Origin of the sequence: Asinibacterium sp. OR53 (genome assembly GCF_000515315.1) — a bacterium.
GTDB lineage: Bacteria > Bacteroidota > Bacteroidia > Chitinophagales > Chitinophagaceae > Sediminibacterium.
Window position 1 is genome coordinate 1,921,737 of sequence record NZ_KI911562.1, and the last position, 24,095, is coordinate 1,945,831.

The window sequence follows — 24,095 nt, forward strand, 5'->3', positions numbered from 1 at the left end:
TCTTATCTAAAATATCATTGCTATGCCCAACGATTCATTGCACATCAACAACAAAGCAACTGCACAAAATACGTATGATGCCATTGTAATAGGATCTGGTATCAGCGGCGGATGGGCCGCAAAAGAATTGACCGAAAAAGGGTTGAAAGTACTGATGCTCGAAAGAGGAAAACAATATGAGCACATCAAAGATTATGCGACTGCGAATAAAGATCCCTGGCAGTTTGAACACAGGGGCCGGACCACTACAGCGCAAAGAAAAAAATATCCGGTTATACACAGGGGATGGGCAGCCAGCGAAGCCGTAATGGATGGCTGGGTAAATGAAGAAGATTGCCCGTATACAGAAATCAAACCCTTCACCTGGTGGCGTAGTTACCGGATGGGAGGACGATCTGTTTTATGGGGCAGGCAAAGCTATCGTTGGAGCGATCTCGATTTTGAAGCCAATGCCAGAGAAGGCGTTGGGGTTGACTGGCCCATTCGTTACAAAGACATTGCAGCCTGGTACGATCATGTAGAAAAATTTGCGGGCATCAGTGGTTCGCTGGAGGGCTTGTCGCACTTGCCCGACGGGCAATTTCTTCCGCCAATGGATCTTAACTGTGTGGAGAAAGATGTAGCGGCCCGTATCAAAACACAATACAAGGGAGCCAGGCACCTGATCATCGGCAGGGTGGCCAACTTAACGGCGCCCATTCCGGGAAGGACCCAGTGCCAGTTCCGTAACAGGTGTTGGGAGGGATGTCCGTTCGGTGGCTATTTCAGCACGCAATCTTCTACTTTGCCTGCAGCTATGAAAACGGGTAATTTAACGGTGCGTCCCGATGCTATTGTAACACGGCTGCTGTACGATAAAGACAGTAAAAAAGTGAAAGGCGTGGAAGTACTGGATGCTGTCAACAACAAAACTTATGTGTACCATGCGAAGATCGTATTCCTCAATGCATCTGCGTTGAACTCTGCGTGGGTATTGTTCAATACCGCTACGGATATATGGCCCGGCGGACTGGGCAGCAGTAGTGGCGAATTGGGACATAATGTGATGGATCATCATTATAACCTGGGCGCAAGTGGACAGGTGGAAGGCTATGAGGACAAATATTATTACGGCAGACGGGCCAATGGGTTTTATATTCCCCGGTTTGTAAATATCGGCAGCGACAAAAGAGATTACCTGCGTGGCTTTGGCTACCAGGGAGGAGCCAGCAGGGCAGGATGGAGCAGGAACGTTGCAGAATTGGAGATAGGTGCGGGATTTAAAGAAGCGCTCACCGAGCCTGGAGGCTGGAGTATTGGCGCTACCGGGTTTGGTGAAATCCTGCCTTATCATGAAAACAAGATCATGCTGGATGCGAACCGGAAAGACAAATGGGGGTTACCGGTGCTGGCTATGGATTGTGAACTCAGGGAGAATGAATTGAAAATGCGGAAAGATATTGTATCGGAAATGAAAGCCATGCTCGAAGCATCGGGCGTGAAACAGGTGAATACCTGGGATCAGGGGCATGCGATCGGACATGGTATTCACGAAATGGGAACAGCCCGTATGGGAAGAGATCCGAAGACATCGGTACTGAATGGCCATAACCAGGTGTGGGATGCACAGAATGTATTTGTTACCGATGGCGCGTGTATGGTTTCTTCAGCCTGCCAAAATCCTTCACTCACTTATATGGCATTAACGGCCAGGGCAGCCAACTATGCAGTAGATGAATTAAAGAAGGGAAACTTGTAAAAAGCAAGGATCAGAAAAATATCCTGGCTTCAGATGTGTAGGTTTCTTTAAACTCTTTTGGGGTACAGCCTTTTTTCTTTTTAAAGGTGTGGTTGAAATTAGAGATATTGTTGAACCCGCAGGTGTAAGCGATCTCTGCAACAGATTGTGTGGTGTCGATGAGCATGCGCGAAGCATGACCCAGGCGTATATCTGTCATGCGTTCAATAAAAGTCATGCCGGTACGGGCTTTGAAAAAGCGGCTGAAAGCAGATTCCGCCATATTGGTCAGGGCAGCTACTTCTGACAGGGAAATGGGTCTTTGAAAATGTTCATTCATGTATTCCATTACTTTTTCTATACGCCGGCTGTTGTAAGAAAGGTGTTCGGTATTACTGAAAGTGGTGTTAGCAAGCAAACGTGTATGCCGGGAAATAGACAACTCATGCAGGATGGACATCAATTCAAGTACCGATTCGAAGCCATCTTTTTTATACAGGCGCATGATGCGATAGGAGAGTAATTTTGCTGTTTCGTAAGAAAACAAAATACCCCTTTGTGCTTTCTCCAGCATATTACGCATAGCAGCCAATTGGCTACGTTGCAGAAAACTTTCTTCGAAAAGGTCGTGGTGAAACTGGATGGTCACTTCTGTGATATCGGTGTTCTCGCATTTATGCTGAAACCAGGCATGTTGCAGCTCCGGACCAATGAGCACCAGTTCAAGATCAGCAACATCTTCTACATGATCTCCTACCACACGCCTGATTCCTTTGCCGTTTGTGATAAAGTTCAGTTCGAATTCTTTGTGGTAATGAATGGGCAAATCGAAAGCGCCTTTGTTTTTATTGAAAAAAACATGGAAGCAATCAGATTGAGCAAGCGGTGTGAACTCCTGCAATATTTCTCTTTGTGCAGCCAATAGAAAAAAGTTTACGCGATAGTTTTACTCAAGGCGAACTCGTGTTCTAATATCGGTAATTATTTAGACAAAACTTGTTTTTGATATGCTGCACCATTATATAAGCTGGAATGCTTATGAATGCTTGTTAGTGTAATATTGACAATAAAATATTTTAGCTTTAATTTATATTCTAAACCTCATACTGTAACGATTATGCCAGATACTTCATCGGTTGCTCCCGCCGTTCATTCAACTACTGCTGCATCTCATACGTATGATGCCATTGTGATTGGCTCGGGTATCAGTGGCGGATGGGCCGCCAAAGAGCTCTGTGAAAAAGGCTTGAAAACCTTATTGCTCGAAAGAGGACGCGATGTGGTACACCTGAAAGATTACCCTACTGCCACCAAGAACCCCTGGGATTTTCCGCACCGCGGCAAAATGCCGGATGCATTTATCAAGGAAAATCCGGTGCTTACCAAATGTTATGCGTTGAGCGAAGCCAGTGAGCATTTCTTTGTGAAAGACCACCAGCATCCTTATATCCAGGAAGCGCCTTTCGATTGGATACGTGGTTACCAGGTAGGTGGTAAATCTTTATTATGGGCGCGTGCAACGCAGCGATGGAGCCGCTTTGATTTTGAAGGACCTGCCAGGGATGGTTTTGCGGTGGACTGGCCCATCCGTTATGAAGACCTGGCGCCATGGTATTCCCATGTAGAGCTTTTTGCCGGTATCAGTGGTAATAAAGATGGGTTGGAAACCCTTCCGGATGGTGAATTCCTTCCGCCCTGGGAAATGAATTGTGTGGAGAAAGAACTGCAGCAAAAGATAATGGCGAATTATAAAGACCGGTATGTGGTACAAGGGCGATGTGCACATCTTACCAAACCGAATGCGATCCACCTGCAACAAGGCAGGGGACAGTGCCAGGCCAGGAATTTGTGTGAAAGAGGGTGTCCTTTCGGAGGATATTTCAGCTCCAATTCCTCCACTATTCCCTGGGCGCAAAAAACGGGAAACCTTACCCTGCGACCCGATTCGGTTGTGCATTCCATTATTTATGATGAGCAGCAAGGTAAAGCTATGGGTGTGCAGGTGATCGATGCAGTTACAAAGAAGACAACGGAATTTTTTGCGAAAATCATTTTTGTGAACGCTGCATGTTTGAATACGAATTTGATCTTATTGAATTCGGTTTCGCGGCGTTTTCCAAATGGATTAGGAAACGATAGCGGTTTATTGGGTAAGTATGTTGCCTTTCACAATTACAGGGGAACCCTGACGGCTTCTTATGACGGACCGAAAGACAAATACTATTATGGCCGCAAGCCAACGGCGGCCATGATGCCCAACTTCAGGAATGTGCGCCGGCAGGAAATGGATTTTCTCCGCGGTTATATGGTGCATTTCAGCGCAAGTAGGGGCAGGGTTGCAGCAGAAGGTATTGGAGGCAATTATAAAGATGCTATCACAGAGGCAGGCGACTGGCATATTTTTATGATGATGCAGGGAGAAACGATTCCCAAAGAGACCAATCACCTGCGTTTGAGTAAAGACCAGAAAGATGAATGGGGTATTCCGCAACTCGTTGTTTCGGTAAAGTATGATGAGAACGATGAGAAACTACTCAAAGATTTCCTGGAACAGGGTGCTGAGATGCTGCAAAAAGCAGGGGCATCGGATATCCGGCCGAACGACAGTAAACAGGCACCCGGATTGGATATACATGAAATGGGAGGTGTACGCATGGGACGTGACCCCAAGACTTCTTTACTCAATCGCTGGAATCAGCTGCACCATTGTAAAAATGTATTTGTTACTGACGGTGCTTGTATGACTTCGGTGAGTACACAGAATCCCTCGCTGACTTTTATGGCCATCACAGCCAGGGCTGCCAATCATGCGGTGGAGGAATTGAAGAAAGGGTATTTGTAGTCATTTTAACTGTGTATTAATTACACATTTAAATAAGCAAAATACTACAACAAAATGTTAAAAAAGGACAGATGCTTCTTAAGCAATCGTTTTAAATTGCGTGTTGTAACGCTATTCGTCTGTATCTAATTAACCCAACATTGCTATGCCAACGAGAAAAAAACTACTCGCGAGGACCGTCATGCTTGCGACCCTCTTTGCGCTACTCAGCGTGGGCGCGTACGCCCAAAAAACTGTCTCCGGTAAAGTAACCAACAAAGTAAATGGCCAACCGATACCCGGGGCTACTATTCAACTACGTGGTACTTCTACTGTTACAGTTACCAATGCAGAAGGTATTTATTCTATTAACATCAAAGGTACAGGAGGTACCCTGGTAGCTACCGTTGTAGGCTTCGAGCCTGTAGAACAGCCGATCAACGGAAGGAATCTTATTTCTTTTGCTTTAACCGAAACCACCGCTTCATTGAGTGAGGTGCTGGTGACCGGTTATTCAACACAAAGGAAGAAAGATATTACCGGATCGGTTGCTGTTGTAAACGTCAACAACATGAAATCGGTGCCATCCGGTACTACGGAATCTATTTTACAAGGACAGGCTTCCGGTGTATCTGTTATTAATTCTGGTGCGCCGGGTGGCGGCAGTAATATCCGCATCCGGGGTATCACTTCATTGGGTAACTCAAACCCGTTGGTGATCATCGATGGTGTGCAGGGGAGCTTGCACGACCTGAATGTGAACGATATTGAATCTGTTCAGGTATTGAAAGATGCCGGCGCTGCTGCCATTTATGGTGTGCAGGGATCCAATGGTGTGGTGATCGTAACCACCAAAAAAGGAAAATCTGGTAAGGCTAAGGTAACCTATGATGCTTTTGTAGGTACCCAACGTCCTTTGAAAAATGGCTTCAACCTGGCCAACACGCCTGAATATGCCAGTGTAATATGGGCACAGGCAAAGAACTCAGGTGTAAACCCCAGCCATCCACAATTTGGTAATGGCGCTTCACCAGTGATACCTGATTATATCACACCCTCGGGCGCAAAAGAAGGTGATCCTAATACCAATCCCGCAGCATACGACATTAATAAGAACCAGATCACCAGGGCGAATAAAGTGGGTACCGATTGGTTCCACGAAACATTTAAGCCTGCGATGATCCAGAGCCACAGCATTTCAGTAAGTGGTGGTAATGATAAATCGGCTTATCTGTTTTCTGTAGGATATTTCAATCAACAGGGTACCCTGATCAATACTTATTTGAAAAGGTATTCTGTACGATTGAATACGGTGTTTAATGTAAAAGACCATATCAGGATCGGTGAAAATGCTTATATTTTCTACAAACAGAATCCTGGCTTTACCAACCAGAACGAGGGTAATGCCATTTCCTTTACTTACCGTGAACCGCCCATCATCCCGATATATGATATCATGGGCAATTTCGCAGGTACCAAATCGAAAGGTTTGAGTAACTCTCAAAACCCGGTTGCCAACCAGATGCGTACGGCCGATAACAAAGGGAACGACTGGCAGGTAAACGGTAATGTTTTTGCAGAAGTAGATTTCCTGCAACACTTTACTGCACGCACCAGCTTCGGTGGTAATTTCGATAATTATTATTACTATTATTTCAATTACACCCCTTACGAAAATGCAGAGGGTAATACTAACCCTACCTCTTTTACCGAAGGATCCGGTTACAATAGCCAGTGGCTGTGGACCAACACCCTCCAATATACCAATGTGTTTGGTAAGCACAATGTAAAAGCATTGGTTGGTTCCGAAGCCAAACAGGTGTACAACCGTGGTTTTACGGCCGGAAGGAGCAATTACTATTCTATCAACCCTAATTTCTGGACATTGAATACGGGCGATCCCAGTACCCAGAGTAACAGTGGTGGCTCTCCCACACAATTGGCCTTGTATTCTTTGTTTGGCCGCGTAGATTATAATTACGATGATAAGTACCTTTTGTCTGGTACAATACGCCGGGATGGTGCTTCCGTATTCGACAAAGACCACCGTTATGGCAATTTCCCCTCCGTAACCCTTGGCTGGCGCCTTTCCCGTGAAAGTTTCATGAGCACCGTTAGTTGGATCAACGACCTGAAACTCCGCGGTGGCTGGGGTAAACTGGGCTCTATCAGCAATATCAATCCTACCAATCCTTTTACTTTGTATGGTTCTTCTGCGGGCAACTCTTATTATGACATCGCAGGGCAAAGTGTCGGCGCTACCCAGGGTTTTTACCTCAGGCAATTTGGTAACCAGAATACTACCTGGGAAGAAGATATCGTAACCAACGTTGGTTTGGATGCGACTTTATTCAAGAATAAAATAGACTTCTCTATCGAGTGGTATAAAAAAGCCATCAGCGGATTGTTATTCCCCGGAAACCCCGTTAACGCAGCGTTCATCGGTGGTGGCAGTCCGCCCTTCGTGAACCTGGGTAATATCCAGAACACTGGTATCGACTTCTCTCTTACTTATCACGGCAAAGCTTTGCGCAACGAGCTCAGCTTTGACCTCACAGGTAATATCACCGCTTACCGAAGTAAAATTGTGAGTCTGCCTGTTAAATATGTAGATTATAACAGTGATGGTTCAACTCGTATCGGCGCCTTTACAAGGGCACAAGAAGGACAACCCATTGGTGAGTTCTTCGGCTATGATGTGGTTGGATTATTCAGGGATGCACAGGATGTTTCCAAATCTCCTACCCAGGATGGTGCCGGACCTGGCCGTTTCAAATACAGGGATGTGAATGGAGATGGTAAGATAGATGCGAACGACAGGACTTTCTTTGGTAACCCGAACCCTAAGTTTACCTACGGATTCAATATTGCCGCCAGCTATAAGAATTTTGATTTCTCTACATTCTTCTATGGTTCTTATGGAAATGATGTGATCAACTACGTTCGCTACTGGACAGACTTCCCACAGGTATTTGGTGGTAACGTGAGCAAGGATGCCGTTTATAACTCTTGGAGCCCGAGTAATTTGAATGCTAAAGTGCCCGTACTGGAGCAGACTGCTAACTTCAGTAACTCTTCTGTGTTCAACTCTTACTACAAAGAAAGCGGTTCTTACCTGAGGTGTAAATCAATGATCCTTGGCTATTCATTTGCACCGGCGAAGTTGAAAACCATTGGCATCGAAAAACTGAGGGTGTTCGTACAGGCTGCTAACCTGTTCACTATTACCAAATACACCGGCCTCGATCCTGAATTGCAGGGTTCTAACCTGAATACCAGTACCAACTTCGGTATAGACTTCGGTAACTATCCTGCCAATCAGAAGAATTACAATATCGGCGTCAGTGTATCATTTTAAACAACCATCAAATTCTGCAATATGAAACCAACGAAATATAAATACCTGGTGCCTGTGCTCAGTGCCGGCGTTCTGGGACTTCTATTTGCCTGTAATAAAGGCTTCCTTGATAAATCTCCGGTAGGTACCCTTAACAAAGATATCCTGGCCGATAAAAATGGTGTGAACGGTTTGCTGATCGGTGCTTATTCCCTGCTCGATGGAGTAGGAGGTAATGGCGGAGGCTGGGGCGCTGCTGCATCCAACTGGGTGTATGGAAGTGTGTGTGCCGATGATGCCTACAAAGGATCTACTCCTTCCGACCAAGGCGATATCGCTCCGCTTGAAACCTGGACAGCCAATTCAACCAACTCCTATCCCAGCGGTAAATGGCGCCTCTGTTATGATGGCGTGCAGCGTGCCAACGAAGTATTACGCGTGATGCGTGTGGCCAAAGGATTGTCAGCTGCTGATACTACAGTCATTTCGGCAGAAGCGAAGTTTCTCAGGGCGCACTACCATTTTGAACTGAAGAAAGTATTCAATAATATTCCTTTTGTGGATGAGACGGTAACTTTCGAAAGTGGCAAAAAAGTAGAAAACGTAAGTGGATCGGGCTATGTAAATGCATGGCCGCAGATAGAGGCAGATTTTACTTATGCCATGAACAACCTGCCGGAAACTCAACCGCAGATCGGTCGCGCCAATAAATGGGCTGCTATGGCTTTCCTGGCCAAAGTGTATATGTTTGAGCAGAAATACGACCAGGCAAAACCCCTGTTCGATCAACTGATCACCAGCGGTAAAAATGCCAGTGGTGTGAAATATAATCTGGTTGGTTATGAGGCCAATTTCAATCCTGCTACCAAGAACAACGCCGAGACTGTTTTCTCTGTTCAAATGTCGATCAATGATGGTTCCGGTGCACAAGGTACTCCCAACGGTAACTATGGTGATGTATTGAACTTCCCTTATAACAACCAGCCCGGTGGCTGCTGTGGGTTCTTCAATGCTTCTCTCAGCCTGGCGAATTCTTATAAAACAGATATCAATGGTCTCCCTTTGCTTGATACCTACGACGATGGCGTGAATGTGAGCGATTATACCAATGCCTACAAGGGCACAATGGATCCTCGGGTCGACTGGGTAATGGGCCGCCCCAATATGCCTTATTTCGACTGGGGTAACATGCCCAACGACGATTCATGGATCAGGGCCGACCAGGGACCCAATTACCGCTTCGTGCCTAAGAAGAGTTCTTATTCCAAGAGCCAGAAAGGCATCTTTACCAGCACAGAGAACTATTGGGCCAATACCCAACTGACTGCTAACAACGTGAACCTGATGCGTTTTGCCGATGTATTACTGATGGCTGCTGAATGTGAAATGCAGGCAACCAGCGGCGATCCTAATAAAGCGCTGGCTTATGTAAACAGGGTACGTGCCAGGGCTGCAGACCCCACCGGATGGGTATACACCAATGCCACTTATGATGCTTCTAAAAACCAGTATTCTCCCCAAACAACACCTGCAGACAATTACAATGTAGGATTGTATCCAGTAGGTGCATTCGCTGATAAGAATTATGCTTTAAAAGCTATTCGATTCGAGCGGAAACTGGAGCTGGCTATGGAAGGACATCGCTTCTTTGACCTGGTTCGCTGGGGTGTTGCCGATGTAACCCTGAACGCTTATTCTGCTTACGAAAAAGCACAAAAGAAAGCTTACATCTACTATAACGGACCTACGTTTACCAAGGGTAAATCAGAGTATTTCGCGATACCTCAATCAGAGATCGATAAGCTGAATGCAGATGGGCAAACGCACCTGAAGCAGAATCCGGGATACTAGAACTGATCTATTTTGTATACTGCAATCAGCCTTTGATTGCAGTATACATTTTATAATAAAAAAAAATTTAAAAACAGTTGCATATGTCATTTGTATTATATATTTTTCATCTTAAAAATGAAAACAATGACAAATCAACTGAAGCTGCTGCTACCAGTTACATGTAGCATTCTTTTCTTTTCTATTTTTTATTTTGGATGCACTAAAAAAAGCGATTCAGATCCAAGTAAGAAAGCGCTTACAGAACCTTTAATTAAGAAAACCAATGGTACCTATTCGTGTGGCTCTACAATTAGCGGAAACTTTTTAGGCTCCGGGTATTACACTTATCCCGACAATACAATAGACCTTTCTTTATCTGCTCAAGGTTCATTAATACAAATAGCTTGCGATGCAGTTGAAGTGCCTAATAGATTTTCCATCTATGATGGTACAACACTTGTGGTTACTACCGGTTGGATAGGAACGGCTAATTATTCGGGCCCATGGGGTACTTCATTAAGTACCTCAGCTACCCAAACGTTGTCTTTTTTTCGAGGAGCCTCTTCTACCTATACTCTTCGTGTTGAGACCTCTCCTCAGGGGATGACAGATACCTGGAATGTAACTATAAGCTGCCCTAGTGTACCCCCGATATGGGTAGATACGACACATACTCCTGGATCAGGATTGAGTTGTGGAAATTGCTTAACTTCTTTTAGTGGAAGTTATGGTGGTTATGGTTATTATTCCTATCCAAACAAAACCTTGAATTTTCAATGTGTTCCTATTGGTAACACAATTAATGTGAGTTGTGCTGCTATTGATGTGCCTAACAGGTTTACGATTTATGATGGTAATACTAATTTAATAGCTACTTCTGGTTGGCTAGGCACAGCAAGTTATTCAGGACCTTGGGGAATGTCACTAAACGCCCCTTCGACAACTATACTCTCATTTACCCGTCAGGCAAACTCAACTTATTATTATTTAAAAGTAGAGACCTCTCCTCAGGGAATAACGGATTCGTGGAATGTAAGTATAGGTTGTCCTAATTAGAATTATCACTATGTGAAGTGTTAATAAGATTAGATTGATTATTAATTAAGAGGCGGGTTATTACCGCCTCTTAATTTTTGTTATATTGCTGTATCTATGACCTTTTACAAAATTGCTGCCCCCTTGTTGTGTTGCTGCCTTGGCTTAATATCTTGCCATCAGGACAAACTCTTTACTCCTATATCGGCTTCTCATTCTGGAATATATTTTAACAACAAAATCATTGAAACAGATTCTATCAATGAACTGGATATTGAAAATGTGTACAATGGCGGTGGCGTAGGGATCGGTGATTTTAACAACGACGGATTACCTGATATCTATTTCACCGGCAACCTGGTTTCCAACAAACTTTACCTCAATAAAGGAGATTTTAAGTTTGATGATGTGACCGATAAAGCCGGTGTAACCGGGAATGGAAAATGGTGCAGGGGTGTGGCGGTTGTGGACATCAATAATGATGGCTGGATGGATATGTATGTGTGTGCTACGCTCAAAAGCAATCCTGCTGAGCGGGAAAATCTTTTGTACATCAACCAGGGGCTCGATAAAGATGGTGTTCCACATTTCAAGGAAATGGCCAAAGAGTACGGACTGGCCGATACCATGCACAGCACACAGGCTGCTTTTTTTGATTACGATAATGATGGCGACCTGGATGTATATGTCGTAGTCAATGAGATACAAAAAAATGTGTACCCCGATAATTTCCGCCCAATATTGAAAGACGGATCCAATCCCAGCACAGGCCGGCTCTATCGGAATGATTGGAATGATTCATTGAAACATCCGGTATTTACCGATGTTTCTAAACAAGCCGGTATCCAAACAGAAGGTTATGGCCATTCGGTTAATATCGTAGACATCAACAACGATGGTTGGAAAGACATTTATGTAACCAATGATTTTGTAACCAACGACCTGCTCTGGATCAACAACCACGATGGCACTTTCTCTGAACAACTGTCTACTTATTTCAAACACACTTCCGCCAATGCCATGGGCAATGATATAACGGATATCAATAACGATGGATTGGTAGACGTGGTGGTATTGGATATGAGTCCGGAAGACAACTACCGGAAAAAAATGATGCTGTCGCCCAACAGTTACCAGCGCTACCAGAATTCCGACCTGTATGGATATAATTACCAGTACGTGCGAAATACCCTGCAACTCAACCAGGGACCAAGGGTAGGACAGAATGATTCTATCGGTGTACCTATTTTCAGCGAAATTGGTTTTTATGCTGGAATGGCGGAAACGGATTGGAGCTGGACCCCGATGGTTACTGATTTCGACAATGATGGTAACCGCGATATCATCATCACCAATGGATTTCCCAAAGATATTACCGATCACGATTTCGGCGTGTTCAGGAGCAAAGCTTATCTCATCGCATCTAAACAACAATTGTTGTCGCAGATACCGGAAGTGAAATTGCACAATTATGCTTTCAGAAATAATGGTAACCTGCGGTTTTCCAATGTGTCTGATAAATGGGGACTCAGTACGCCTACTTTCTCAAATGGAGCGGCTTATGTTGATCTGGATAATGATGGCGATCTCGACATGGTCATCAATAATATTAATGATGTTGCCGCTGTATACAGGAACAATGCAAGGGAATTGAACAAGGAGAACAGTCACTACTTACAGGTTCAATTAACAGGAGACAGCCTGAACAAAAAAGGTTTGGGCGCCTGGGTGGAAATACATTATGATCATGGAAAAAAACAGGTATGGGAAAACACACCTTACAGGGGTTATCTCTCATCTGTTCAGGATATCGCCCATTTTGGATTGGGCGCTTTGAATAAAGTGGATTCTGTTCTCGTCAGGTGGCCTAATGGAAAAGAGCAATGGATAACCAATGTAAGCGCCGATCAGTTATTGAAGATCAACATAGCCAATGCGCGAAGCAATAATCAAGATGCCAGGGAAGTATTGGCGAAAAACACCCTGTTCAAAGAGATAACGGCTGCGGCTGGTATTCAATATGTTCACCAGGAGCGCGACTTTATAGATTTCAATATTCAAAAATTATTGCCGCATAAACTTTCTGAATACGGACCTGCACTCGCAACGGGCGATGTGAATGGGGATGGCCTGGATGATATCATAATTGGAGGCGCTTTTACTTATCGCACACAATTATTTCTGCAACAACCCAACGGCAGGTTTATACAACGTGATTTATTGCCCGGAAGCGATGCCACTCAAAAAAAGGAAGAAGATATGGGCATGCTCTTGTTTGATGCCGATGGAGATGGCGACCTCGACCTGTATATTGCCAGCGGCGGATACGAGAACCAGCCTGGTACGGCTGCATACCAGGACAGGCTTTATATCAACGACGGTAAAGGAAATTTTACGCAGGATGTATCGGCGCTTCCGCAAAATTTTACCAGTAAGTTCTGTGTCAGGGCCATCGATTATGACAAAGACGGAGACCTGGACCTGTTCATTTCAGGCCGGGTTGATCCCTGGAATTATCCCAAACCCGTTTCCAGTTTTATTTATCGCAACGATTCCAAAGATGGTCATGTAAAGTTCACTGATGTTACCCAACAGGTGGCCAAAGACCTCACCAATATTGGTATGGTGTGTGATGCAGTTTTTACAGATTTTGATAATGATGGCTGGCCAGACCTGGTGCTGGCAGGAGAATGGATGCCGTTGACCTTCCTGAAAAATAATAAAGGGGTCTTCACCAATGTATCTGCCCAATCTGGCATCAGCAACCAACTAGGTTGGTGGAATACTATTACAGCGGGTGATTTTGACAACGATGGCCGGATGGATTACATCGTGGGCAACCTGGGACAGAACTCTTTTTACCGCGCTTCAGAACAATATCCTGTTTCCATTTATGCAAAGGATTTTGACAACAACGGCAGTCTGGATGCTTTCTGTTCACTTTACCTGCCGGCCACCATCACCGATCCAACGAAGAAAGAATTCCCCGCTCAAACGCGCGATGATGTGGTGAAGCAAATGATCAGCATGCGAACGAAATTCCAGAACTACAAATCATTTGCTACTGCTACTATGGACCAGTTGTTCAGCAAAGAACAGCTACAGGGCGCATTGATACTGCATGCCAATCAATTCAATTCCTGTTTTGTAAAAAATGAAGGCAATGGCCGTTTCAGCTTGCATCCTTTGCCGGCCCAGGCGCAATTCTCTGTATTGAATGGCATGCTGGTAGAAGATTTCGACGGAGACGGCAACCTGGATGTCTTGATCAATGGCAATGATTATGGTACAGAAGTTTCTGTAGGACGTTATGATGCTTTGAACGGCTTGCTGCTTAAAGGAAATGGTAAAGGCGATTTTACACCAATATCTATTTTGCAGAGCGGCATTTTCATACCCGGCAATGGAAAAGCGTTGGCCAAACTGCGGTCGGCTTCCGGTAAATGCCTGGTAGCTGCCACACAGAACAGGGGGCCTTTGAAAGTCTTTGAAGAGAAACAACCCGTTCGTTGCGTAGTACTGCAACCAAATGATGTGTTTACTGTTATTCAATACAAAAACGGAAAAAAACAAAAACGTGAGATTGGTTACGGCGTTTCTTTCCTGTCACAATCTGCCAGGTTCCTGAATATTGAAGCCGGTGTGCAATCCGTTATTATTACAGACAACAGAGGGGCGTCGCGTTCGGTTCCTCTTTAATAAACTGCTTATGTCAAGAAAATTATTATCGCTGTTCCTGATAACAAGCGTGAGCCTTGCACTGGTAACGGCCTGTGGAAATAAATCTAAAAAACCCATGGACGATGCCCAGGTAATGCATGACAGTCAGGATATGCTTACACAGATCATCATCTACGATGTATTTACGCCCCCGGTGAGCAGTCGTATTTATGTTTATTCTTCATTGGCAGCCTATGAAGCCATCCGTTATGCAAAACCGGGGAATGCATCGCTGACTGCCCGTTTACGTGGATTCAAGCCCATGCCGGAGCCGGAGAAAAACAAGAACTACAACTTCACGTTGGCTGCCACCAAAGCCTTTTTTACGGTGGTGCACAAAGTGGTGTTTTCACTGGATTCATTAAAGCATTTCGAAGAAACTACTTTCAACGATTTCAAAGACCGTATGGATGCAGATACGTATCAACGCTCCGTTGCTTTTGGTGAAGCGGTTGGTAAAGCAGTGTTGGAGCGGGCTAATGCAGATGGTTATATGAAGTCGAGAGGCAAACCCAAATTTCTTGGCAGCAATGCACCGGGCAAGTGGCGTCCTACGCCTCCCGATTATATGGATGGGGTAGAATGGTGCTGGAATACTATGACACCCCTGGTGCTGGACTCTGCCGCGCAGTTCATGCCACCCAGACCTCCTGCATATAGCACAGATACCAACAGTGTTTTCTTCAGGGCCAATAAAGAAGTGTACACGATTGGAAAGACATTAACAGATGAACAAAAGACCGTTGCAAGGTATTGGGATGACAATCCTTTTGTAATAGAACATTCCGGGCACATGATGTTCGGCAATAAAAAGATCACACCTGGTGGTCACTGGATGGGCATTACTGCCATTGCAGCCAAACAATCACATGCCGATGCGGTTAAAACAGCTAAGTCTTACGCGCTCACGGCCATTGCTTTGTACGATGCATTTATTGCTTGCTGGGATGAGAAATACCGTAGCAATGTGATCCGGCCGGTTACCGTGATCAATGAATTCATCGACAGGAACTGGGTTCCGTTCCTGCAAACACCGCCCTTCCCGGAATATACCAGCGGACACAGTACCATCACTGCATCGGCGGCAACAGCGCTCACTGCTTTGTATGGTGATCATTTTGCTTTCCAGGATACCAGCGACTTGCGATACATAGGCATGCAACGTCATTTCAATTCATTTCAGGATGCGGCGGCAGAAGCTTCTATCAGCCGTGTGTACGGAGGTATCCATTACCGTCATAGTGTAGACATAGGCGCCGAGTACGGTAAAAAAGTAGGTGCTTTGGTAGTAGATAAACTATTGAAGTAAAACAGTCTTCAGCCCCATTGAAAAGAAAAACCATTAGGCAAGCCCAGTGATGTTTCAGACAAACGCAGGTGTGTGAAATCAGGGATTACCTGCACAGCGCCTTCGGCCAGCAATCCTTTTTCGGCCACAGCATTGCCGATGCCAATGGCATGCATGCCAGCCGTTACTGCCGAACGGATACCACTCACCGCATCTTCAAAAACAAGGCAGTGGGCAGGAGGCAAGTTCAACCGCTCACTCATTTTACGGTAAGGCTCAGGATCGGGTTTGCCTTTTGTTACATCATGTGCCGTGACAAAAGAAACAAATGACTGATCCAGTCCGTGCTTTTGCAACATCTGCAGCATGCGGCTCTCGTGGGAACTGGTAACTACCCCGGTGGTGATTTTTTGTTTGCGAAGTAACTGGATGAATGATACAACACCTGCAATGGCGGCCGGGTTTATTTCATTGTTGAGCGCATCGGCTGCATGCCTGATGGCTTGTTTGGTGGCATCGGTAACATGAGGAAACAAAACCTGGATAGTCTCCGTACCTTTCCTTCCATGAATATGCAGGCGTACCAACTCATCCGTGAGCACTACATTTTCCCTGGCAGCCCATCGGTGCCAGAATTTTTCAATTTCCGGGTTGGAATCAATGATCACTCCGTCGAGATCGAAAATGACTGCTTTGATAATAGGGGCCGACATACTTTGTTTTTAGTTTGCTTCACCATCCACCCTGCAATCCTTCCAGCAGGGCTTGTTGGTATTTACGCAAATTGAATGAATAAAGATAGGGCGCTTTGTGAGCGCCGCCCTTTCGTGTTTCTTTCAACCTTCGCAGGATACCATAGCTATTCATGCGTCGCTGAAAATTTCTACGATCGAGTTTTTTACCAAGGATGGTTTCGTAAAGGGTTTGCAATTCAGGCATAGTAAACTTATCAGGTAACAAGTTATAACCGATGGGCTGGTAGTTCAATTGCTGGCGCAGGGTCTCCAATGCTTTGTCCAGGATTTGCCTGTGATCCATGAACAGGTTACCGATGTCGTGGAGATGCTGCCACTCACAGGCAACAGAAGTATTGTCGGGCATGGGCGTTACGTGCGAAAACTCAACCAGTGCATAGAAACCCACGGTAATGAAACGGTTTAGCAACCAATGGTCTTTTTCAGCCTGTATACCCAATTTTTTTAGCCTGTTTGAATGGTATTTTCGGTCCGACCTGGCAGGGTCGCCGAACACATGAAATTGTTGCAGGAAAATATCATTGATACCGGTGCGTTCCTGTAATACCCTTGTTGCGGCAGCCTCCAGCGCTTCATCCTTATAAACAAATCCTCCCGGAAGGGCCCAATGATCGGTATGCTCCATTTTGAGCAGCAATACTTTCAACTGGTTATCGTGAAAACCAAAGATCACACAGTCCAGCGAAAGGCCCGGGTGGAACAATTTTCCACCTTTTTCCATAAACTCACGAATGTTCTTTAGTGTCCGCATGTCACACCGAAAATAAGCGAAACCTTCCTGCCAAACAATTTTGAAATTGGATCAGAAATGATTATCGTTGTGTCATAACGACGCATTGAAAAACTAACCCCATGAAACAGCTTGCCATTTCTACGCGGTTCAGGTGGTGGATTGCTGCACCCCTGCTGCTTGTTTCCTTTTGCTGGAAACCCATTATTACCCAAGCCCAGCCTGCTTTCCGAGACTTGAACAAGAACGGGAAAATGGATGTGTATGAAGACAAAACGCAGCCTGTCGAAGCGCGCGTGAACAACCTGCTTTCACAGATGACACTGGAAGAAAAAGCAGGTATGCTATTCATCAATGGTGCAAGGATCAACGACGACGGCTCCCTGGAGGAGAAGCCGGCGAAAGGCATGTTTGCTTTTGCGCCCACTGCCCCCAAACTGATGCGGGAAAAATTAATGAACCATTTCAACCTCTGGCAGGTGCCGGGTATCCACGCACTGGCCACCTGGTACAACAATGTACAGCGCCTGGCAGAAAGTACGCGACTGGGAATACCGGTGACCATCGCTTCCGATCCCCGACACGCCTTCAGCAGCAGCATTTTTGCGATGGCAGCTAATGGGTTCTCGCTTTGGTGTGAACCATTAGGCTTTGCCGCCATCGGCGATGAAGCATTCACCAGGAAGTTTGCAGATGTGGTAAGACAGGAATATGTTGCTGTGGGTATACGCGAAGCGTTGCATCCGATGGCCGATCTGTCTACCGAACCACGCTGGCCACGCATCAGCGGTACGTTTGGAGAAGACGCACAGCTCTCCGCAAAAATGACCTATGCTTATGTAGAAGGACTGCAAGGCGCTAAACTCGGTAGCACAAGTGTGGCGGCCATGACCAAACATTTTTCCGGCGGTGGTCCTCAGAAAGAAGGACTCGACCCTCATTTTGCATTCCAGAAAGGACAGGTTTATCCCGGTAAAAATTTCAATTATCACCTGATCCCATTCGAAGCTGCTTTCAAAGCCCATACGGCTGCCATCATGCCTTATTATGGTGTGCCGATGAACCAGACCGATGAGAATGTAGGATTCTCTTATAATAAAGCGATCATTACCGGCTTGTTGCGCAATAAGTATCATTACGATGGAGTGGTATGTACCGATTGGGGCCTGGTCACAGATGCGCATATAGGATCTTATGTGTGGCCGGCACGTGCCTGGGGTGTTGAAAATTTATCCGCAGAAGAAAGGGTATTGAAGATCATCAATGCCGGCGTAGACCAGTTCGGTGGAGAAAACCTGCCGGAGATCGTTATTCAACTGGTGAAAGAAGGTAAGCTCAAAGAAAGCCGGATCGATGTTTCTGTAAAGAGATTATTACGACAGAAATTCGAACTGGGACTTTTTGACAATCCTTATGTAGATGTGGAGAAAGCCACACAGATCGTAGGAAAAGAGGCTTTCCGCAAACTCGGCGATGAATCCCAGCGCAGGTCCATGATCTTATTGAAGAATCAATCGAATACCCTTCCTTTAACAGCAGGAAAGCTGAAAATCTATGTGGAGCACATCGACCCCAAAGTAGCTGCGGAATATGGTACAGTGGTAGAAAAACCTGAACAGGCCGATCTGGCGATCATCCGGCTGAATACACCCTGGGTGCCAGCCGACACTGCCAATTTCCTGGCCAAAATGTTCCATCATGGCGATCTCGATTTCAAAGGAGCGGTGAAAGATAATATCCTTCATTTGCTGAATACAGTGCCTACGATCGTGGATATTTTTCTCGACCGCCCGGCCGTGATACCGGAAATCAGCGCCAAGGCCAAAGGACTGCTGGCAGATTTCGGCGCCAGTGATGCCGCAGTACTCGATGTGATCTTTGGTAAATACCACCCCGGTGGTAAACTGCCTTTTGAACTGCCTTCTTCCATGGAAGCTGTTCGTAATCAGAAAGAAGACCTACCCCATGACTCCAAGGATCCATTGTATCCTTTCGGGTTTGGATTACATTATTCATCCTTAAAAAAATAATATGCACAACAGAAGATCCTTCCTCAAACAAACATCCGCATTGGCCCTTGGCAGCCTGCTGCTGAACAAGGAAATGCTGGCTGCAGATTTTAAGAAAAAATATCCTGGTGTAGGTTTACAACTGTTCACACTTTTTGGTGTGATAGACCAGGATGTGCCTGGCAGCTTGCAAAAAGTAGCCGATGTTGGTTACAAAGAGATCGAATCGGCGTTCAGCAGAAAGGGCGGATATTATGGCATGAAGCCCAAAGAATTTGCTGCCATGCTCAAAGACAAAGGCATGAACTGGCGGTCACATCATGTGCTGGGTGCTCCTTTTAAAATGCCGCCCGGCGCTAAGATGCCTACAGGCGCCGATGGTAAACCCATTACCATACCACCGATGAGAAACCTGCGCGACAATTACCAAGAACTGGTTGATGAAGTTGCAGAAGGCGGCGCTACTTACCTGGTATGTGCGAGCACACCTTTTGAAACAACCGAGGAGCTCAAAACTTCCATAGAAGTATTGAATAAAACATCGGAGGCCGCCCAAAAAGCCGGCTTGCTGTTTGCTTACCATAATCACGACAGGGAATTCAAAGACCATAACGGTGTAATTCCTTATGACCTGTTGTTATCAGAAACCGATACCGATAAAATGAAGATGGAACTGGACCTGGCCTGGACCATCAAGGCAGGAAAAGATCCTGTAGAAATGTTCAAACAACATCCGGGCCGCTTCCATTTATGGCATGTGAAAGACCTCGATGCAACGCATGAGCACATACTCGAAGTAGGAACAGGTTCCATTGATTTCAAGCGCATTTTTGCACATGCGCATACATCCGGTATGAAATATTTCTTCGTAGAACAGGATGGGGCGCCGAAGCCTTTTGAGAACATCGCTACCAGCTATCGTAATATTCATCAGCTGTTGCAATAAACAACAGCTGATGAATAGGTATGCATTACCGCGCCTGGATAGAATCGTAGACAACTACCTTATTCCACAGGTGTTTGCAGGTGTCTATAAAATGCAAGTGAATCGGATCGATCTGGTAGGCATCCTGATCTTCCTGGTTGGCAAATACTGCCAGCCAGGAAAATGCATAACTGGTATCAATCACGTCGCGGTTGGTGCCTGCAGGTATGCCAATATGGAATTGTTGTATAGAAGGCACTTTACTTAATGCCTGTAAACCCGCCAGCAATGCTGCATGATCTTCCTGGCTGACTGGATTGCCGAGCCAGAAATAAACATGGTGTACGAAAAGGTCTTGTGTTAGCATGATATTTATTCTATTGTTCTTTCTGTTATTTTTCCGGTTTGTTTGTGTTTGAGGATTATCTTTTTTGCACCGAAGTGGGTCATTTCTTCTTTGATGAGATAATGTTCGGCGTCGTAAGGAACGAGGTGACTTTCTTTAGTCAATCCTGTTTGTCCGCGCCAGATATCCAGTTTCACGGGCTCCCATATTTTAGATTTCGCTGAGCGGTAAGCTGCATCCAAAATAGCATTCACCACGTAACCGTCGTAAAAAGTTTCTTTAGGAGCAACACCCTTTTCCATCGCATTGAACATGTCCATGAACATGTGATTATAGCCCAGTTCGTTCAGTTCATCGCCAACAGGGAATAGCCAGCCAGTATTGCTTTCGGCTTTCTCTGCAATATAATCGCCGCCCTTACCCGTGGTGAACATATCAAAACCGGTGCGTAGGAAACTGTTGATCCAGATGGTGCCTTCGGTTCCCATCACTTCATCGCGCAGGTCGAGGCCGCCGCGGAAAGTCCAGCTCACTTCAAACTGACCAATAGCGCCGTTCTCATATTTCACCAATCCAATGGCATGGTCTTCGGCATCGATGGGTTTTACCTGTGTATCGGCCCAACACATAACTTCAACGGGTTTGATGTCTTTGCCAATATAACTGCGGGTGATCTCCACGCAATGGCAACCCAGGTCGAGGATACAGCCGCCGCCTGCCTGTTCAATATCCCAGAACCATTCGCTGTGCGGACCAGGATGTGTTTCCCTCGACTTGGCCCACAATATCCTTCCAAGCGCACCGTTCTTCACGCTCTCGGAAGCTTTGATGAATTTGGGTGTATATACCAGGTCTTCCAGGTAACCATTAAAAATACCCGCTGCTTCTACGGCCAGCAACATGCGCTTGGCTTCTTCGGCATTGCGCCCGAGCGGTTTGGTGGTCATCACCGCTTTTTTGTGTTTGCAGCACAACATCACCGCTTCTTCATGCAGGTTATTGGGTAAAGAGATGCATACAATATCCACATCCGGATGCGCAATGGCTTCTTCCATTTTAGTGGTCCAGTGCGTGCATCCATAATCTGCCGCAAATTTCCGGGCGCTTTCTTCACGACGGGAATAAATGCTGATCACTTTATCCCGGCTTCTGTAACCTTGCAGGGAATCGGCATAAAACCTGCCAATGAACCCTGAGCCAAGCATGGCAATTCTTTTCATCTCTTAGTATTTATCGTTTTTAAATCAGGAAGATCAGGCTTCCTTTTTTTCTTTGAAGAATAAAATAAAATACAGCAATACACCCATGGCAATATAGGCAGGAACAAACCAGATTTGTTGCCAGTTATGCAGTTCGCCATTCTTGTGCTGGTCTACAATATACCCGCTGAAGCCCGTGCCAATGAACATGCCCAATCCGTATGTAGCAAAGGTAAACAGCCCCTGCGCAGCATTCTTGATTTTCTCACCCGCTTTTTTCTCGGTATACATATAGCCGGTAACAAAAAAGAAATCATAACAAACACCATGCAGTATAATACCGGCATACAACATCCAGGTACCTGTATCGATATTGCCATAAGCAAAACAGAGATAGCGCAGTATCCAGGCGGTCATGCCCAGCAGGATCATTTTTTTAACACCAATGCGGTTGAATAAAAAAGGAATGGCTAATATGAAAACCGCTTCCGATACTTGTCCGAGTGTCATTTTACCCGCCGCATTCGAAAACCCGATCTCGTTGAGAAACGGATTGGCAAAACCATAATAAAAAGAAAGTGGGATACACACCAATATGGCGGCAATGAAAAAGATGAGGTAAGGTCTGTTCCTGAATAATACAAAAGCCTCTACTCCCAGCGCTTTGGATGCGGTAACATTGTCGCTCGCCGCTTTGGGTGGCGTATGAGGCAACACGAAACTGAACAGGCCCAGTCCGGCAGATACGGCCGCTGCCATATAAAAAGTAGACGATGTTTTTTCGATGCCCAGTTTACCAATGAAGAGGCCTGCTACGATCCAGCCCAGCGTACCGAATACCCTTATCCAGGGAAACTGTTTGCCGGGATTGTTCATTTGTGTGAAAGCTACGTTATTGCTCAGCGCAATGGTAGGCATGTAGAGCAGGGAATAGGCCAGGATGATCCAATAAAAAGCATCGTTGTTTTCTATTTTGGTGGCCAGGAACAACAAGGCACCGCCAACCAGGTGCAATACACCCATAATGCGTTGTGCGGCGAAGAAACGGTCGGCTATCAATCCCACAAAAAAAGGAGAGATCATGGTGGCAATGGCCAGTGCGCTGTAAGCAGCGCCGATCTGGAAGCCACTGGCGTGTAAATGTTCGCCCATATAAGTGCCCATGGTCACATACCAGGCGCCCCAGATAAAATATTCGAAGAACATCATGATGGCCAGCAGGAAACCAGTTCTGTTTTTCATTTTCTTTCGTTAGATTTAATCCGTGTTTAACGGTATTTTGTGCGTGTTGAATATAGGGATAATTGACAAGTAAAAGTTAACCGTTCACGATTATTTCTTGATATCAAACCCCATCCATGAAAAAACGATTGCTTGTTTTTGCGGCAGCCTGTATGGTTTGTATGGCTGTTGCCGCACAACAGCCTGATAGCACTTACGCCGAAAAACTAGGCTTCCGCAAAGGAGCCAGGGTACTCATCTTACACGTAGATGATGTAGGCATGTCGTATGATTCCAATGAAGGAGCTATTAAAGCCATGACAGAAGGCGTCGCTACTTCCTGTAGCGTGATGATGCCTTGTCCCTGGGTGCCGGCCTTTGTGCATTATTATAAAGAACACCCGAAGCTGGATGTAGGGTTACACCTCACACTCACATCAGAATGGAAGGGTTACCGGTGGGGACCGCTTTCTGGAAAAAAGTCCACACCCGGACTCGTAGATGCTGAAGGTGCACTCTGGCCTTCTGTTGCAGCAGTGGTAGAACATGCGAGTGCAGCGGAAGTAGGAACAGAAATCGCTGCACAACTGGAAAGGGCCAGGAACATGGGTTTTGAACCTACACACCTCGATACACACATGGGAACACTACTGGCCAAACCGGATTTTGCGCAACAATACATAGAACTGGGCATCAGGAACCATATCCCTGTTATGGTGCCCGGAGGTCATGCGAAACTGATCAGTGAACAGGCGCAGGCATCGGAAGAGCTACTTCAGCAAATGCGGCAGGCAGGTAAAATGCTTTGGGCCAGCGGACTGCCCGTGCTGGATGATCTGCACAACGGCAGTTATGGCGATAAAATTCCACAGGAATTGCAGGGCGATGATGCCAAAATACAAGCGTTTAAAACACAGCAATACATCAAAGGTATCCGTTCATTGCTACCCGGACTTACCATGATGATCATGCATTGTACCGCTACTACAGAAGTATTTCCGCATATTTCCGATTCAGGTCCCGTTCGCCGGGGCGATATGCTGGCGATGTTAGACCCGGCATTGAAAAAAGCGATCCGGGATGAAGGTATCATACTTACTACCTGGCGGGAAGTCAAAGAAAGAAGAGAGAAATTAAACAGAACCAATCCATAACCATC

General features: G+C 45.7%; 16 protein-coding genes. 10 read left to right on the plus strand and 6 right to left on the minus strand.

Features of this window, described 5'->3' with window-relative positions:
* Positions 1-22 precede the first annotated feature (22 nt).
* On the plus strand, positions 23-1,738 hold the full coding sequence (locus tag SEDOR53_RS0108580) for a GMC oxidoreductase (protein WP_051416558.1): 1,716 nt from the start codon (positions 23-25) through the stop codon (positions 1,736-1,738).
* 10 nt (positions 1,739-1,748) lie between these two features.
* On the opposite strand, the gene SEDOR53_RS0108585 is transcribed toward SEDOR53_RS0108580, so the two are convergent.
* A complete protein-coding gene (locus tag SEDOR53_RS0108585; RefSeq protein WP_026769361.1) occupies positions 1,749-2,639 on the minus strand; it encodes an AraC family transcriptional regulator in 891 nt (296 codons plus the stop codon).
* Between the two features lie 195 nt (positions 2,640-2,834).
* Here SEDOR53_RS0108585 and SEDOR53_RS0108590 point away from each other — a divergent pair, with 195 nt between their 5' ends.
* The 6 genes from SEDOR53_RS0108590 to SEDOR53_RS0108610 all read left to right on the plus strand — a co-directional run bounded on the left by SEDOR53_RS0108590 (position 2,835) and on the right by SEDOR53_RS0108610 (position 15,772).
* Complete coding sequence (locus SEDOR53_RS0108590) at positions 2,835-4,559, plus strand: GMC oxidoreductase (protein WP_026769362.1); 1,725 nt, start codon at positions 2,835-2,837, stop codon at positions 4,557-4,559.
* 145 nt (positions 4,560-4,704) lie between these two features.
* Positions 4,705-7,896 carry a TonB-dependent receptor gene (locus SEDOR53_RS0108595; RefSeq protein ID WP_026769363.1) on the plus strand — a complete coding sequence of 1,064 codons (3,192 nt, stop codon included), beginning with the start codon at positions 4,705-4,707 and terminating at the stop codon, positions 7,894-7,896.
* 21 nt (positions 7,897-7,917) lie between these two features.
* Positions 7,918-9,726: a RagB/SusD family nutrient uptake outer membrane protein gene (locus SEDOR53_RS0108600; RefSeq protein WP_026769364.1), complete on the plus strand. Its 1,809-nt coding sequence runs from the start codon at positions 7,918-7,920 to the stop codon at positions 9,724-9,726.
* A gap of 126 nt (positions 9,727-9,852) precedes the next feature.
* Positions 9,853-10,764, plus strand: coding sequence for a hypothetical protein (locus SEDOR53_RS19070; RefSeq protein WP_157576745.1), 912 nt, complete (start codon positions 9,853-9,855; stop codon positions 10,762-10,764).
* Between the two features lie 96 nt (positions 10,765-10,860).
* Positions 10,861-14,442 (plus strand): FG-GAP-like repeat-containing protein, encoded by a 3,582-nt coding sequence (locus tag SEDOR53_RS0108605; protein ID WP_051416559.1) that lies wholly within the window; start codon positions 10,861-10,863, stop codon positions 14,440-14,442.
* A 10-nt stretch (positions 14,443-14,452) separates the two neighbouring features.
* Positions 14,453-15,772: a vanadium-dependent haloperoxidase gene (locus SEDOR53_RS0108610; protein ID WP_026769366.1), complete on the plus strand. Its 1,320-nt coding sequence runs from the start codon at positions 14,453-14,455 to the stop codon at positions 15,770-15,772.
* Positions 15,773-15,780: 8 nt separating this feature from the next.
* On the opposite strand, the gene SEDOR53_RS0108615 is transcribed toward SEDOR53_RS0108610, so the two are convergent.
* Together SEDOR53_RS0108615 and SEDOR53_RS0108620 are read right to left on the minus strand one after the other, a co-directional pair.
* Positions 15,781-16,464: an HAD family phosphatase gene (locus SEDOR53_RS0108615; RefSeq protein WP_026769367.1), complete on the minus strand. Its 684-nt coding sequence runs from the start codon at positions 16,462-16,464 to the stop codon at positions 15,781-15,783.
* Between the two features lie 19 nt (positions 16,465-16,483).
* Positions 16,484-17,227, minus strand: coding sequence for an NUDIX domain-containing protein (locus SEDOR53_RS0108620; RefSeq protein WP_037327830.1), 744 nt, complete (start codon positions 17,225-17,227; stop codon positions 16,484-16,486).
* 131 nt (positions 17,228-17,358) lie between these two features.
* Between SEDOR53_RS0108620 and SEDOR53_RS0108625 the strand changes: the two genes are divergently transcribed.
* Complete coding sequence (locus SEDOR53_RS0108625; RefSeq protein WP_198018857.1) at positions 17,359-19,266, plus strand: glycoside hydrolase family 3 protein; 1,908 nt, start codon at positions 17,359-17,361, stop codon at positions 19,264-19,266.
* A 1-nt stretch (position 19,267) separates the two neighbouring features.
* Entirely contained in the window at positions 19,268-20,191 is a 924-nt protein-coding gene (locus tag SEDOR53_RS0108630; protein WP_026769370.1) for a sugar phosphate isomerase/epimerase, read from the plus strand.
* A 25-nt stretch (positions 20,192-20,216) separates the two neighbouring features.
* Here the strand turns inward: SEDOR53_RS0108630 and SEDOR53_RS17510 are convergent, their stop codons facing one another.
* Genes SEDOR53_RS17510 through SEDOR53_RS0108645 form a run of 3 tightly spaced genes read right to left on the minus strand, consistent with a single transcriptional unit; the run spans position 20,217 to position 22,957 of the window.
* Entirely contained in the window at positions 20,217-20,537 is a 321-nt protein-coding gene (locus tag SEDOR53_RS17510) for a Dabb family protein (RefSeq protein ID WP_051347993.1), read from the minus strand.
* A 5-nt stretch (positions 20,538-20,542) separates the two neighbouring features.
* Positions 20,543-21,736 carry a Gfo/Idh/MocA family protein gene (locus SEDOR53_RS0108640; protein WP_026769371.1) on the minus strand — a complete coding sequence of 398 codons (1,194 nt, stop codon included), beginning with the start codon at positions 21,734-21,736 and terminating at the stop codon, positions 20,543-20,545.
* 33 nt (positions 21,737-21,769) lie between these two features.
* Positions 21,770-22,957 (minus strand): nucleoside permease, encoded by a 1,188-nt coding sequence (locus SEDOR53_RS0108645; protein WP_026769372.1) that lies wholly within the window; start codon positions 22,955-22,957, stop codon positions 21,770-21,772.
* A gap of 116 nt (positions 22,958-23,073) precedes the next feature.
* On the opposite strand from SEDOR53_RS0108645, the gene SEDOR53_RS0108650 reads away from it, so the two are divergent.
* Positions 23,074-24,090 (plus strand): polysaccharide deacetylase family protein, encoded by a 1,017-nt coding sequence (locus SEDOR53_RS0108650; RefSeq protein ID WP_026769373.1) that lies wholly within the window; start codon positions 23,074-23,076, stop codon positions 24,088-24,090.
* Positions 24,091-24,095 lie beyond the last annotated feature (5 nt).

What these genes read in the sequence shown, in the direction of transcription:
- SEDOR53_RS0108625 (WP_198018857.1), top strand. Translation starts at nt 17,359, where the DNA reads ATGAAACAGCTTGCCATTTCTACGCGGTTCAGGTGGTGGATTGCTGCA.
- SEDOR53_RS0108590 (WP_026769362.1), top strand. Translation starts at nt 2,835, where the DNA reads ATGCCAGATACTTCATCGGTTGCTCCCGCCGTTCATTCAACTACTGCT.
- SEDOR53_RS0108630 (WP_026769370.1), top strand. Translation starts at nt 19,268, where the DNA reads ATGCACAACAGAAGATCCTTCCTCAAACAAACATCCGCATTGGCCCTT.
- SEDOR53_RS0108615 (WP_026769367.1), bottom strand. Translation starts at nt 16,464, where the DNA reads ATGTCGGCCCCTATTATCAAAGCAGTCATTTTCGATCTCGACGGAGTG.
- SEDOR53_RS0108580 (WP_051416558.1), top strand. Translation starts at nt 23, where the DNA reads ATGCCCAACGATTCATTGCACATCAACAACAAAGCAACTGCACAAAAT.
- SEDOR53_RS0108620 (WP_037327830.1), bottom strand. Translation starts at nt 17,227, where the DNA reads ATGGAAAAAGGTGGAAAATTGTTCCACCCGGGCCTTTCGCTGGACTGT.
- SEDOR53_RS0108600 (WP_026769364.1), top strand. Translation starts at nt 7,918, where the DNA reads ATGAAACCAACGAAATATAAATACCTGGTGCCTGTGCTCAGTGCCGGC.
- SEDOR53_RS0108595 (WP_026769363.1), top strand. Translation starts at nt 4,705, where the DNA reads ATGCCAACGAGAAAAAAACTACTCGCGAGGACCGTCATGCTTGCGACC.
- SEDOR53_RS0108645 (WP_026769372.1), bottom strand. Translation starts at nt 22,957, where the DNA reads ATGAAAAACAGAACTGGTTTCCTGCTGGCCATCATGATGTTCTTCGAA.
- SEDOR53_RS19070 (WP_157576745.1), top strand. Translation starts at nt 9,853, where the DNA reads ATGACAAATCAACTGAAGCTGCTGCTACCAGTTACATGTAGCATTCTT.
- SEDOR53_RS0108640 (WP_026769371.1), bottom strand. Translation starts at nt 21,736, where the DNA reads ATGAAAAGAATTGCCATGCTTGGCTCAGGGTTCATTGGCAGGTTTTAT.
- SEDOR53_RS0108605 (WP_051416559.1), top strand. Translation starts at nt 10,861, where the DNA reads ATGACCTTTTACAAAATTGCTGCCCCCTTGTTGTGTTGCTGCCTTGGC.
- SEDOR53_RS0108610 (WP_026769366.1), top strand. Translation starts at nt 14,453, where the DNA reads ATGTCAAGAAAATTATTATCGCTGTTCCTGATAACAAGCGTGAGCCTT.
- SEDOR53_RS17510 (WP_051347993.1), bottom strand. Translation starts at nt 20,537, where the DNA reads ATGCTAACACAAGACCTTTTCGTACACCATGTTTATTTCTGGCTCGGC.
- SEDOR53_RS0108650 (WP_026769373.1), top strand. Translation starts at nt 23,074, where the DNA reads ATGAAAAAACGATTGCTTGTTTTTGCGGCAGCCTGTATGGTTTGTATG.